The organism is Lutispora sp. (assembly GCF_041687175.1).
Classification (GTDB): domain Bacteria; phylum Bacillota; class Clostridia; order Lutisporales; family Lutisporaceae; genus Lutispora.
This window is the reverse complement of the sequence record NZ_JAWLCK010000005.1, coordinates 1-13,484: the sequence shown is the minus strand read 5'-3', so window position 1 is coordinate 13,484 and position 13,484 is coordinate 1. Positions and strand designations below refer to the sequence as shown.

Genomic DNA, 13,484 nt, shown 5'->3' with positions numbered 1-13,484 from the left:
TTAACAATTCAGCTCCATAATAGCTGACATACTACCGTTTCTACCCTTATCTCTCCTATGTGAAAAGAAGAGTTCCCTGTTGCATCTGGTACACATTTGACTTTCATTGATGTTCTGCTGTCTTACCCCTGACTCCAGGAGCATCTTCTTATTAGCCAACCATAAATCGATCAGATATTTGCCATTTCCCTTCATTAAAGCAATTTCATCATAGTTGCTAAAGCTATTTCTGAATATTTCTGCTGTATCTCCATCCACTTCAAAACAGTCTCTCTCTATTGAAGGACCAATGGCTGCCAATAGATGTTCAGGTTTTGTGTTATAAATTTTCTTCATTTTTTCAACAGTTTTTTCTACAATATGCAATGCAGTACCTCTCCACCCTGAATGTACAAGACCTATTACTTTATTGACTGGATCAAGTAGAAAGATAGGTACGCAATCTGCATAAAAAGTCATAAGCGGAATTTCAGGCAGATCTGTTATGAGTGCATCATACCCCTGACTTGGTTGATTATCGGATGATTTCGCTTTTAAGAAGTTTTCATCAACAACTAATACATTGTCTCCATGAACTTGTTTTGACATTACAAGCTTTGTATAATCTACACCTATTGAGCTGCATATTATATCCAGATTTTTATTGGTTACTTCTTTAGGTTCATCTTTAAAAGGAGAAGTATTTAAAGAAGCATAAATGCCCTTGCTTACTCCCCCTTGCTTTGTCGTAAAACAATGTCTTACTATCCCCGTATCTGAAAATTCGGGGATAGTAAGATATATTAAATTTCCTGCCTTATTAATCTTAAATGCCATTTCTATCATTCACTCCAAGCTAACATAATATTATTCCATCAATAATATTATATTAGCCTTTATCTTTATGAGTAATCAACAGGATTTTTTCAAGTCTCCTGAATAATTCAACAATGCTTCTTCAAGATTCTTAATTCTTTCTTCAAGTTCTTTGATTCTATTTTCCACCGGATCCGGTAAATCAGTATGATTTAAGTCAATCTTCATTATTTCATTTGTTTTTCTGGCTGTATGAGCTGGAACTCCTACAGCTGTTGTGCTAGGCGGTACACATCTCAGGACTACGGCACCTGCTCCTATCTTTGCATTGGTTCCTACGGTTATAGGACCTAGTATTTTGGCTCCTGAACCTATGGTCACATTATCATGAATTGTGGGATGCCTCTTGCCTTTATCTTTACCTGTACCTCCTAAGGTTACTCCTTGATATAAGGTTACATCATCACCTATCTCTGTTGTTTCTCCTATAACTATTCCCATTCCATGGTCAATAAACAACCTTCTGCCAATAACTGCCCCTGGATGTATTTCTACTCCAGTGAAAAATCTGGCTAACTGTGATATCAGCCTTGCTATTAAAAACATTCTTTTGTTATAGAAAAAATGGCTTATTCTGTACATAATTATAGCGTGGAGTCCCGAATAACATAGTAAAGCTTCCAATTTACTTTTTACAGCTGGATCTCTTTCCATTACTACAGATATGTCTTCCTTTAATGTTTTAAACATTGCTACACTCCTTTTTTATTATTTAAAATTTAAAAAGCCCCTTAACAGGAGAATCTCCTATTAAGAGGCAGTATTATTCTGCGGTTCCACTCTTATTACTACTCTATGGGTACCATCATACCCATGCATTTATAACGGTTGCTCCCGTAACGGCCTAATACCCTTCAGCCTAAAGCTCCTGGACGCACTTTCGGTAAATACTTTTGAGATAGCTTTCAGCCATGGCAATCTCTCTCTGAAAAAGTATCTTCACTACCTACACTTTCCATTCATAGCCTTTAGAATATTTAATTCCGACTAATATAGTATGATTTTATTATAATTGCATTGTATTTATCTGTCAATAACTTTTTATCATCATTTTGAGTTTTCTTTCATTAATTTATTGAGTTCTTCCATAAAAGTATTTATATCTTTAAATTGTTTATACACAGAAGCGAAACGAACATAGGCAACATCATCTACTTTCCTTAATATGGCCATAACCATTTCCCCTATTCTTTTGCTTTCGATTTCCTTATCCATAGAGTTATATAACTCTTTTTCAATGCTGTCTGTCATTTCTTCAATATCTTTAACAGAAACAGGTCTTTTTTCACAAGCTTTTAGAATACCGTTCACTATCTTGCTTCTTTGATACAGTTCTCTGCTGCCATCCCTTTTTACTATTATCAAAGGCATTTCTTCTATCTTTTCATATGTTGTAAATCTCTTAGAACAGCTTTCACATTCTCTTCGGCGTCTTATAACAGTATATTCATCAGCGGGTCTCGAATCAACTACCTTGCTTTCATTACATCCGCAATAAGGACACTTCATTTCTATTCCTCCTAATGTGCTTTTCCTTCGTGTTACACTTATTTATAGTATAATTATACTATATATTATATCAGCACACATAGCAGTTTGACCCACTTTTTTGATTCATTTCCCACCCTTGGCTGAAACTTATAATTTTTATTAAGAACTTTTATCAATCAATATTACATCGATTCCGATTTTTTTGATATCTTCCCACGGGATTACAATATCGTTATCCTTTGATATTATTCTGAACAATCTGCTTTCTGATGGGATTATTATTGCTTCAATAATCCCAGTTTCCATATTTATCTCCACATCTGATACAAAGCCAAGCCTTTTACCATCTGCAATGTTTATTATCTCTTTTTGTCTTAATTCAGATGCTTTAAACATATCAACACCCCATTTCTAATACATGTGCTATATAAAATATATAAGACATGCATCAGAAATAGAACCTGAATTTGTAATGATGAGCATTAGAGTCACCAAAGTTAATTACTTTTGCGATATTATATATCCATTAGATTGGCTATAGTGTATCCTTCAACCTCTGAGAAATCATCTGCCCAAAAAAAAGAATAGGTGTGCCCTATTCTTTTTTATGCTGCAATATGCTAAATCACTCAGATATACTTTCTCATATGGCTCAAAGCAGTTTTCTCCAAGCGAGATACCTGAGCCTGAGAGATGCCAATTTCTTCTGCCACCTCCATTTGGGTTCTTCCTTGGAAGAATCTCAGATTGAGTATAAGCTTTTCTCTATCATTTAGCTTTCTCATAGCTTCACTTAAAGCAATACTCTGAACCCAGTTTTCATCCTTGTTCTTATCATCAGCCACTTGATCCATCACATATATTGCATCTCCGTTGTCATGATAAATTGGTTCAAATAAAGATAGAGGATCTTGTATTGCATCCAATGCAAAAACCACTTCCTCCACCGGTAGATCAAGCTCTTTTGCTATCTCTGATACTGTTGGCTCCTTTGAGTTTATATTTATCAGTTTGTCTCTTACTTGCAAAGCTTTGTATGCAATATCCCTTAATGATCTGCTAACTCTAATAGAGTTATTGTCTCGTAAGTACCTTCTTATTTCACCTATTATCATGGGGACTGCATAAGTAGAAAATCTTACATTCTGATCCAAATCAAAGTTGTCTATGGCTTTGATCAAACCTATGCATCCTACCTGGAACAAATCGTCAACATATTCGCCTCTGTTATTAAATCTTTGTATCACACTTAAAACCAGCCTGAGGTTACATTTTATGAATTCCTCTCTGGCTTCTAAATCACCCTGTCGTATTTTTTTTAAAAGCTCCATCATTTTTGCATTAGACAAAACTGGCAGTTTGGAAGTATTCACACCACATATTTCAACCTTGTTGATCATCATACCAGCACACCCTTTTTATTTAATAGACATTTAAATTATTACCATAGCTATTTTTTTTATTCATGGAAATAAGTTAATTAATATCAAAAAAATCCAGATATATATATATCTGGAATACAAATAACTTGTTTTATATCATCTTGTTTATCTCTTTTTTTAATCTTTTAATTATTCTTTTCTCCAACCTTGAAATGTATGATTGCGAAATTCCAAGCATATCTGCCACTTCTTTTTGAGTCTTTTCTACTCCGTCATTTAATCCGAACCTAAGCTCCATTATCCTTTTTTCTCTTTCATTTAATTTTTTTAGTGCTATATCCAATAACTCCTTATCGGTCTCATCTTCTAAATATCTGTATATCAAGTCATTATCAGTACCTAAAATATCTGAGAGCAGTAGCTCATTTCCGTCCCAATCTATATTTAAAGGTTCATCAAAAGAAATCTCTGATTTAACCTTACTGTTTCTTCTTAAATACATAAGTATTTCGTTTTCTATACATCTAGAGGCATATGTGGCAAGCTTGATTTTCTTGTCAGGATCGAAGGTGTTAACTGCCTTGATCAAACCAATGGTGCCAATGGAAACTAAATCCTCCACGCCTACACCTGTATTTTCGAATTTTCTGGCTATGTAGACCACAAGCCTAAGATTTCTTTCTATTAATACTGACCTTGCGTTGCTTCCCACTTCATTTAACTTTGATATCCAAACAACCTCATCATCTATATCCAAAGGCGGAGGCAATGCTTCATTACCACCAATGTAGTGAATCCAACCTTCGTCATTAGGCTTCATTTGCTGTTTTAGTTTTGCTATCAAGATTATTAATTGAAGGGCTAACAACCTGAATAATTTATGCACTATTTTTCCCCCCATTATAATTGCTTAATATTTCAGGATGCAACAATGCGCTATATTCACCGTCTTTAGATAATCTTTTGTTATATATTGCAACAATAGTATCTTTAATATAGTTTCTCGATCTTTTATCTTCAATGCTTACTGCATCAGGTTTAAACCCTATAAGCATCCCATTTTCAACGCCTAAGGATTTAAAGGGTATAAACCTGAACTTGGTCATCCATTCAGATTTGGATAAGACTGAAGCTATGGTATTCAAATTATTCTCATTGTTTTCATCAAATATCTTCTGGATTTCTTCAGGCAAAAGTTCTTTAATAGCTTGATATTCGGCAATAATTACAGGGCGATTAGTTATTGGATCTGTAAGAGAATTACCTGTATCTACCAAGGCTACTAAGCATATTCTTTTGCTTCCCTTTAGTATCGAAACATCTAATAGTATTTTTTCTCTCTTTATTCTTGAAATAATATATCCCCACGAAAACTTTACAAATATGTAAGCAGAAATTATAGATACAAATAAAAGCTTGATAGGGAAGCTTTCTATATAAAATACACCTTTATATGAAAATTTAATTCCATTTATAAGGTAGTATATTCCAAAGGCTGCTCCACCGAATATTAGTGATATTATATAGAAAACCAATATTATTCTTCCAAATTCTTTAAGGGTATATGGATTAAATGCCACAGCAATGATAAATAGTGAAAAAATGATTTTAAGCAGCCAAGTATAAAGGTATTCAAAGCCTGGATAATAGTAAAAAACAGCATAAATAGCACCGGTTATAGAAGCAAGAAGAATATTAATTTTTTTATAAGGGCTTCTGGTTAATTTTGCTGTACTAAATAGTATTAAATAGTTCATCAATAAATTTTCCACAAAGATTATATCTCCATATACAAACTTGACCATATTTCCACAAACCTTTGCTAATTATATTTATTAGAAATTAATTTAATCCTATCACTTACTATAATTATAGAAACATAAGTGGAAAATATTTGTCATTTTTAGAAGTCGAAATAAAAAAATGCTTTATATAAATCTACATAAAAATTCCTTTTGTTTTGTATAGTTCTTTAATACCATTTAAAATACCAATAGAAGCCAGTTCTTTAAACATATCCTGCTCAATTTTCAATCTTTCATGGGGATTTGAATAGAAGCCTATTAGAGTAACTATAGATGTTTCATTTGCTTTTATTAGCCTGGATATTACTGAATTTACCTTATCACTACAGCTAATTATTCCTCTGTTATATAAATTAGTAGCCTTTATCAATTCCCTTTGTACCTTCTTTGCAAGCAATTCCCCTTTTTTGCTGGAAGCACTATAATAGGTTTCTATACCTTTCTGATTTGCATTTTCAGACCAATTTGTATCTATGGAAATCAATATATCAGCATTGGCATGTTCAATTAAGCTTATCCTTTCTTCTACACTTACTGCTGTATCACTTATAGGTCTTATACCGACGGATGCCCCTAGAAGTTTTAGTTCATTATATAGCTTTTCTCCTATTTTGAAGCTGCTGAAAGCTTCTACCCCTATCCCATAGCCCCAGTCAATATATACACTAAACATAAAGAATCACCACTCAAAAATTATGTATAATACATGTATATTGGAGATTTCTATTTTTATTCCAAGTTTTTTGGAGAAGAAAAAGAAATAAAAAAACTGGACATCGTCCAGTTTTTTAGCTTTATTTATTTGAATCTGTTTCTTAAAAATGGTGGAATATCAAGATCATCATCTCGATAATTTGATTTATGTGTATCAGTTTTTTTATCTATGATCTCATCGTCATCAACAGGTAAAACAGGTTTAGTTTCAAATTCGCTAAATCCTGTTGCTATAACAGTTATCCTTATTTCATCTTTCAAATTCTCGTCAATAACTGCACCAAATATTATATTGGCATCTGGATCTGCAGACTGGAAAACCAATTCTGCAGCTTCATTAACTTCAAATATTCCAAGATCCGGCCCTCCAGTTATATTTAGAAGAACGCTCTTAGCACCTTCTATAGAAGTTTCAAGAAGAGGACTATGTATAGCCTGCTTCACAGCATCGGAGCTTCTATTTTCTCCACTGCCATGTCCTATACCCATGTGAGCAAGACCTTTGCTTGCCATTATTGTTTTCACATCTGCGAAGTCAAGATTAACCAACCCTGGTACTGCTATCAGGTCGGAAATACCCTGTACACCCTGTCTTAATACATCATCAGCGATTCTAAAGGCATCCATAATAGAAGCCTTTTTATCAACTATCTGAAGTAATCTATCATTTGGTATAGTAACCAGTGTATCCACATGTTCCTTAAGCTCCAATAAGCCTTTTTCTGCCTGGAGCTTCCTTACTTTACCTTCAAAACCAAAAGGTTTTGTTACGACTCCAACAGTTAATATCCCTAACTCCTTGGAAATTTTCGCAACAATAGGAGCGGCTCCCGTACCTGTACCTCCACCCATTCCTGCAGTTACAAAAACCATATCAGCACCTTCCAGTGCTTGTTTTATGTCTTCATAGCTCTCTTCTGCTGCTTTCTTCCCAACTTCAGGATTAGCACCTGCACCTAGTCCTTTTGTAAGTTTTTCGCCAATCTGTATCTTGTTTGGTGCTTGTGCCATGCACAATGCTTGTTTATCAGTATTAACTGAAAAGAACTCTATGCCTTTAAGACCTGCAGCAATCATTCTGTTTACTGCGTTATTTCCACCGCCTCCTACACCTATAACCTTTATACGAGCAACCGAATTAACTTCAACATCAAACTCGAGCACACTACGACCTCCCTATTACATCCTTTATTATTAAATATGATACCTGTTATATAGCAATAAGATCCTTTCTCACATTTTTTGTTAGTTCATTAATATATTGTTCAACGAAAAAGCTTAATTTCCTTTATTTTTATAAAATTTTTATTTTCTATTTCTTTTTATTTTAGCTAAAATATACCTTCTTATTATTGCAAAGTTCTGGAATAGTCTTACGCCAAAGGCGAATATTGCAGCATAATATATTGGAACTCCAAGCTGGTCCCCAATGTATGTCAATATTGCAGCCAAAACCGCATTTGCAAAAAAACCTGATATAAATATCTCAACATCAAAGGTGTTTTCTAAACTAGATCTCACGCCTCCGAACACCGAATCCAGAGCAGCCAGTATTGCTATAGACATGTATGTTGAATACTGTATAGGTATTGTAAGAGGAGAAAGCAAACCTAATAGTATTCCCAATAATAACCCTAACAATGGTACTATCATTTCTTTTCACCTTCTTCTATACTTTTCTGATATTTAAGTTTCAAAGGAGATTTGTATCCATCCATTACTATATTCTCAACTTTTTTTACATCAATCTCTATACCTGTATACTCCATCAGATCAATATAACTATTAGGTGCAAGGATGGAAGCCTCAAGAACCTTTGGGTCTCCTATTGCCCTTATTATAAAAGGAGTAGCGTGCCTTTTTCCATCAATTATTATTATAGGACCTCCGCATTCTATACTTGATGTGCCCAAAACCCTCTCTCCGTTGATGGATATAGCTTCAGCTCCAGCAGCTCTTAATTCATTTATTACTTCTAACACATCTATATCATGAATTATATACAATTCCGGATTATCACCAATTTCAATTTCTTTATCACTATCATTCATGGTAATTATGATACCTGGACCTGAAATTTTCTCCATGCCAGCATAATTTCTGATTTTTTTCCACTCTTCCATCATAGAGCTATATATACTTCCGCTTTCATTCAGGCTGGTTTCATAATCCTTAAGTTTTAGATTCAGTTCATTTATAGACTTTTGGAGATTATCTATCTCTACTTCTAAATTGCTGACATCCTTTTCCATAGCTAATAATTTAGGTATTGTTATGATGCCTTGAGAAGTAATATCGGATTTTATTTGTATGGCTAGAAAAAAGCCTAATATTAATGCAATAGCAAGTAAATAATAGGTGGATAATCCTCTTTTCATATTATTGGGTTTCTCCTTCTTTTACTACTCTTGAATACTTCTTTTCAATTACACCATCATATTTTTTTACAACTACTGATTGTTGTTGAGTAATTGATATACCAATACCTTTGTTCTCAATTCTCTGGATAATCCCATCTCTCATCCTTAAAGCTGCTTCAAGGGTTTTCGGCTCTCCTATTGCCTTAAAAGTATATGGGGGTGCAAATTTAACAGTATTGATATTAATATGAAGTCCTGCTTGCCTTATCTCTGTTGTAGATATTATTCTCTGATCATTTATCGAAATAGCTTCAGCACCTGCCGCATTGAGCTCATTAACCAACTCCAATAAATCAGTATAACTGATGATATTGTAATTATAATGCTCGGAAAATTTCAAATCATCTAGTACCATTATAATACCAGGTCCTTCTACATCTACAAGACCGGCAATAATCCTTGCTTTATTCAACTCTTCAGTCAAAAATTTTGCTGCCACATTACCTTCAGCTTCTGCATTTTCATAATCTCGAAGCTTCTTCTCCAGTTCATTTTTTAATTCAACCAAACTATCTCTTTCAGTAGTTACCCTTTTTAACTGGGAAGCCAATTCTCTTGCTCTATATTCTGTTACAGGACCTATATTGTTTTTTACAGTTTTAAACTGTACAGCAACCATAATTCCTAATACTAAACACACTAAGCCTATGGCTAGATGAATTTTTATGTTTTTCATTGAAAAACCTCCTGGCTTAATCTCTCTTAAAAATCGGATTACCTTCATGTCTCATATCAACTATTCCAATTTCATTATCCTTTGTTAGATCCTCCACAATTGACTTTGCCATGCCAATTTTGTAATCCAGCTTATTATTTCCTAAATACACTCGTATATTGTTTGATGTTGTTATTATTATGTTAGATGAATCTTCTACATTAATTGTTTCAATTATATCTGTCATTTTAACACTTTTCAAACATTTAATTACTTCCATCACACTATTTAACTGATCTAATTTTTCACTTTTTAGCTTTTCACCAAGCTTAAAATCACTAAAAGTAATACCTGATACTATTGGCAGATTTAAATCGCTCTCTAAGCTGATTACTTCAATTATTACGGTTTCTTCGTCAATTTTTATATATGATCCCAAGTAAGGTATTAAAGCAACGCCTTCCCTTTCAATAATATCCAATGCAATGCTGGAAGGCAATACCCTCTTTATCTTTACTGCTTTGATTTTAGGGTTATTAAACATACCTTTTATTATATCTTTGGTGTTTAATTTGAAAATATTTTGCTTGTACTGTATATTTGATAACTTTATTATTTCATCCTTAGCTACAGTCTTATTTCCCGTAACATATATGTTCTTAATCTCAAATATTTCAGATGAAAGTAAAAAAGCCCCAATTGCTCCTAGTATAAAAACCAAAATAAAAAATTTAAATAATGATTTCATATTCTCACCTCTAAGGCTTGTACTACAAAAGAACTAAAATTTATTGCAGCATAGCTGCAATCATCATTTTTCTTTTGTTATGTCTGCACCTAGGTTTTTGAGCTTTATATCCAGATTTTCATATCCTCTTTCTATGTGTAAATCTACATTATCTACTATTGTAGTACCTTCAGCCGCTAAACCAGCCAAAACTAAAGCGGCACCTCCGCGAAGGTCACGAGAAAACACATGTGCTCCCATCAGTTTATTTACCCCTTTGACTATTGCAGCTCTGCCCTCTATTTTTATATTTGCTCCCATTTTTATTAGTTCTTCGGCATGTTTATATCTATTCTCAAATATAGTCTCTATAAAAATACTTGTGCCTCTTGCAGTACACATGAGCGCCATCATCTGGGCTTGCATATCTGTCGGAAATCCTGGATATGGCATGGTCTTTATAATATCTACTGCATTTGGTCTTCTGCTGCAGCTAATGCTTATATCTTTATCATATCTGTATATTTTACATCCGCTTTCCCCAAGCTTTGAAATAATCGGTTTTATATGCTCAGGAATAATATCTCTTATTACTACTTTTCCACCTGTAATAGCTGCTGCAACCGCATAGGTACCTGCAACTATTCTATCAGGTATGACTGTATGCTCTACATCATGGAAACTTGTTACACCTTGTATTCTTATGGTGCTGCTTCCTGCACCAGTAATTTTAGCCCCCATCTTGTTCAAGAAATCCTGTAGATCTACTATTTCCGGCTCTCTCGCTGCATTTTGAATAGTGGTCACTCCCTCAGCTGATACAGCTGCTAACATAATATTTTCTGTAGCACCAACGCTGGGATAATCTAAATGAATTTCATTGCCATACAGTTTATCACATTCACATATTATATATCCATGTGATTCTACGATTTTTGCGCCTAAAAGTCTGAGACCTGATAAATGCAGATCAATAGGTCTTAATCCGATTTCGCAGCCTCCTGGAAAACTTATTTTAACCTTCTTGAATCTCCCCAGCATTGCTCCCATAAGTATGATTGATGATCTCATCTCTCGTACAGGCTTCTCTGGTATATTTATGTCCAAATCCCCTGTGGAATCCACTATAACTGTATTCCCTACAAAACTGTATTTGCATCCGATTGATTCAAGCATACTTACTAATGTATTTACATCCTTCAAATATGGAACATTATGGATAATTGAATTTTTACCATTTATTATTGATGCTGCTAATATCGGCAGCACAGCATTCTTTGAGCCTTCAATCCTCAACTCACCTTCGAGCCTGTTGCCACCATTTATGATATACATGCCCATGTTTTACGACACCTCCAGGAAGTGCTAATAGTAATCATACTAACATATTATGCATTTCCTCCAAAGGTGTTACAAAGGCAAGTACTCTTCTTTATTCATTATAACATATCAGTATCTACTTATTGTTTAATAATGCTTCAACCATTTCAACTATAGCGGAGGTTGCCTCCGGCTTTCCCAATTTCCTGCTGTTGGATGCCATATCCTCCATTTTCCTCTTATCAGCAAATAGAGATTTTACTCTATCTAAAAGCACATTCTCATTTAGCTCACTTTCAAGTATAACAGTTGCTGCATTACAATTCTCTAGTGCCCTGGCATTATATTCCTGATGATTATCTGTTGCATATGGATATGGAATCAATATTGACGGCTTGCCGAGGGCTGTAATTTCAGATATTAGTCCTGCCCCACACCTGCTTATCAACAAATCTGCTCCAGCTAATGCATAGGGAGCATTGTGGATATAGGGCATTACTCTCAAATAAGAAGTATCGTGAGAAATACCATTATTATTATATAATTTTATGACATCGTTATATTGGGTTTCTCCAGTCATATGCAGAAGCTGAAATTCCCTCTTTTTCGCACATTCTTCTGCAATAAGCATACTGCTTTCATTAATTCTTTTAGCCCCTCTGCTGCCTCCAACTATTAATATGAGAGGCTTATTTATATCAAAGCCAAAAGCTTTCATGCCTTCTGTTTTAGATATTTTTGTAATTTCTCCTCGAAGAGGATTGCCTGTAATTGTTATTTTATCTTTTCTATGAAAATAATCAGAAGCCTCACCAAATGTTAATGCTATCCTATCAACAAATCTTGACAGAATTCTATTGGTGACTCCAGGAAAAGCATTTTGTTCATGTATTAATGTGGGTATGCCCATAAAAGCGGCAGTCATTAACATGGTGCCACATACATACCCACCTGTCCCTATTACTATATCAGGCTTAAATTCCTTTATGATTCTGCGGCATTCAATAAAACTCACCATATTTTCTTTTATTGCTACCAAATTCTCAAAGGATAGTTTTCTCAAAAAACCTCTTACCTTAATAGTTGTAAAAGAGAATCCTTCTCTCGGAACTATGCTGCTTTCCATTCCCTTTGCTGTTCCAACAAAGAGTATTTCTGCATCCTTATATTTATCTAAAATACCTCTGGCGATGGATATGGCAGGGTATATATGTCCTCCGGTTCCACCTCCCGCAAATATCACTCTCACTTGATTCAACTCCCCTCACTTTTTATGCTCCTGGAAATATTAAGCAAAATTCCTATATTGGCCATAACAAATAGTAAAGAAGAACCGCCTGAGCTAATGAGAGGAAGAGTCACACCTGTTGTCGGCATTGATACTGTTACAACAGCTATATTTATGGCAACCTGTACTCCAATCATGCATGTTATTCCTGTAGCCAACAAACAACCGAACATATCAGGAGCATGAAGAGCAATTCTAATACCTCTCCAAATTAAAAATAAGAATAAAAACAAAACTGTAGAAGCTCCTATAAACCCTAATTCTTCCCCTATTATAGAAAATATAAAATCATTCTGAGCTTCAGGTATATAAAAAAACTTCTGCCGGCTGTTCCCGAGGCCTAGTCCAAATAACCCTCCTGAACCTAAGGCCAAGAGAGATTGTATAGCCTGATAGCCTGTATTTAGAGGGTCTGCCCATGGATCTCTAAATGACAGCCATCTATTGAGCCTGTAACTTTCTTTTGTCACCAAATATACTACTGCCGGAAGAAAGGGGATAACCCAGCCCAATAAATGCCATATTTTAGCTCCAGCAGCAAACAACATTATAAATGTAATTATCAGTATACTTCCTGCCATACTCAAGTTTGGCTGCAGTATGATTAAACCAAAATATATGACCATTAGTATTATATAAGGAACAACCCCTTGAAAGAATTGTCTAACCTTATCTTTTTTGTTGCTCAAACTTTTTGCCATAAATATTATCAATGCGGTTTTTGCAAATTCCGATGGCTGCATTGTCATTGGTCCTATCTTAATCCATCTCATAGCACCTTTAGCCCCATAGCCTAGTCCGGGTATAAATATGGCAATCAATAATAT

16 protein-coding genes and 1 other annotated feature are annotated in these 13,484 nt (G+C 34.5%); all 16 genes read right to left on the bottom strand.

Annotated elements, in window-relative coordinates; translation table 11 throughout:
• Positions 1–816: a peptidoglycan editing factor PgeF gene (gene pgeF, locus ACESM9_RS01720; RefSeq protein WP_372994665.1), complete on the bottom strand. Its 816-nt coding sequence runs from the start codon at positions 814–816 to the stop codon at positions 1–3.
• Between the two features lie 75 nt (positions 817–891).
• A complete protein-coding gene (epsC, locus tag ACESM9_RS01715) occupies positions 892–1,545 on the bottom strand; it encodes a serine O-acetyltransferase EpsC (RefSeq protein ID WP_372994663.1) in 654 nt (217 codons plus the stop codon).
• Positions 1,546–1,605: 60 nt separating this feature from the next.
• Positions 1,606–1,827 (bottom strand) — a binding site (T-box leader).
• A 75-nt stretch (positions 1,828–1,902) separates the two neighbouring features.
• A complete protein-coding gene (nrdR, locus tag ACESM9_RS01710; protein WP_372994661.1) occupies positions 1,903–2,364 on the bottom strand; it encodes a transcriptional regulator NrdR in 462 nt (153 codons plus the stop codon).
• Positions 2,365–2,505: 141 nt separating this feature from the next.
• Complete coding sequence (locus ACESM9_RS01705; RefSeq protein WP_372994659.1) at positions 2,506–2,742, bottom strand: YlmC/YmxH family sporulation protein; 237 nt, start codon at positions 2,740–2,742, stop codon at positions 2,506–2,508.
• Positions 2,743–2,975: 233 nt separating this feature from the next.
• The gene (sigG, locus tag ACESM9_RS01700) at positions 2,976–3,749 is read right to left on the bottom strand and encodes an RNA polymerase sporulation sigma factor SigG (RefSeq protein WP_372994657.1); all 774 of its coding nucleotides are present in this window, start codon (positions 3,747–3,749) and stop codon (positions 2,976–2,978) included.
• Between the two features lie 130 nt (positions 3,750–3,879).
• Positions 3,880–4,629: an RNA polymerase sporulation sigma factor SigE gene (gene sigE / locus ACESM9_RS01695; RefSeq protein ID WP_372994655.1), complete on the bottom strand. Its 750-nt coding sequence runs from the start codon at positions 4,627–4,629 to the stop codon at positions 3,880–3,882.
• On the bottom strand, positions 4,607–5,533 hold the full coding sequence (spoIIGA, locus tag ACESM9_RS01690; RefSeq protein ID WP_372994653.1) for a sigma-E processing peptidase SpoIIGA: 927 nt from the start codon (positions 5,531–5,533) through the stop codon (positions 4,607–4,609). The genes sigE and spoIIGA overlap by 23 nt, the downstream gene beginning before the upstream one ends.
• Positions 5,534–5,666: 133 nt before the next feature.
• The gene (locus ACESM9_RS01685; RefSeq protein ID WP_372994651.1) at positions 5,667–6,206 is read right to left on the bottom strand and encodes an N-acetylmuramoyl-L-alanine amidase; all 540 of its coding nucleotides are present in this window, start codon (positions 6,204–6,206) and stop codon (positions 5,667–5,669) included.
• Positions 6,207–6,331: 125 nt separating this feature from the next.
• Positions 6,332–7,411, bottom strand: coding sequence for a cell division protein FtsZ (gene ftsZ / locus ACESM9_RS01680; protein WP_372994648.1), 1,080 nt, complete (start codon positions 7,409–7,411; stop codon positions 6,332–6,334).
• Between the two features lie 141 nt (positions 7,412–7,552).
• On the bottom strand, positions 7,553–7,900 hold the full coding sequence (locus tag ACESM9_RS01675) for a small basic family protein (protein WP_372994646.1): 348 nt from the start codon (positions 7,898–7,900) through the stop codon (positions 7,553–7,555).
• Positions 7,897–8,625, bottom strand: coding sequence for a DUF881 domain-containing protein (locus ACESM9_RS01670; RefSeq protein ID WP_372994644.1), 729 nt, complete (start codon positions 8,623–8,625; stop codon positions 7,897–7,899). The genes ACESM9_RS01675 and ACESM9_RS01670 overlap by 4 nt, the downstream gene beginning before the upstream one ends.
• Position 8,626: 1 nt before the next feature.
• Positions 8,627–9,343, bottom strand: coding sequence for a DUF881 domain-containing protein (locus tag ACESM9_RS01665; protein WP_372994642.1), 717 nt, complete (start codon positions 9,341–9,343; stop codon positions 8,627–8,629).
• Between the two features lie 16 nt (positions 9,344–9,359).
• On the bottom strand, positions 9,360–10,070 hold the full coding sequence (locus ACESM9_RS01660; protein ID WP_372994640.1) for a cell division protein FtsQ/DivIB: 711 nt from the start codon (positions 10,068–10,070) through the stop codon (positions 9,360–9,362).
• 63 nt (positions 10,071–10,133) lie between these two features.
• Positions 10,134–11,390, bottom strand: a complete 1,257-nt coding sequence (murA, locus tag ACESM9_RS01655) for a UDP-N-acetylglucosamine 1-carboxyvinyltransferase (RefSeq protein WP_372994638.1) — start codon at positions 11,388–11,390, stop codon at positions 10,134–10,136.
• Between the two features lie 115 nt (positions 11,391–11,505).
• Complete coding sequence (gene murG / locus ACESM9_RS01650; RefSeq protein ID WP_372994636.1) at positions 11,506–12,618, bottom strand: undecaprenyldiphospho-muramoylpentapeptide beta-N-acetylglucosaminyltransferase; 1,113 nt, start codon at positions 12,616–12,618, stop codon at positions 11,506–11,508.
• A gap of 5 nt (positions 12,619–12,623) precedes the next feature.
• Positions 12,624–13,484: putative lipid II flippase FtsW (gene ftsW / locus ACESM9_RS01645; RefSeq protein WP_372994633.1), on the bottom strand; the 861-nt coding region annotated here is incomplete at its 5' end.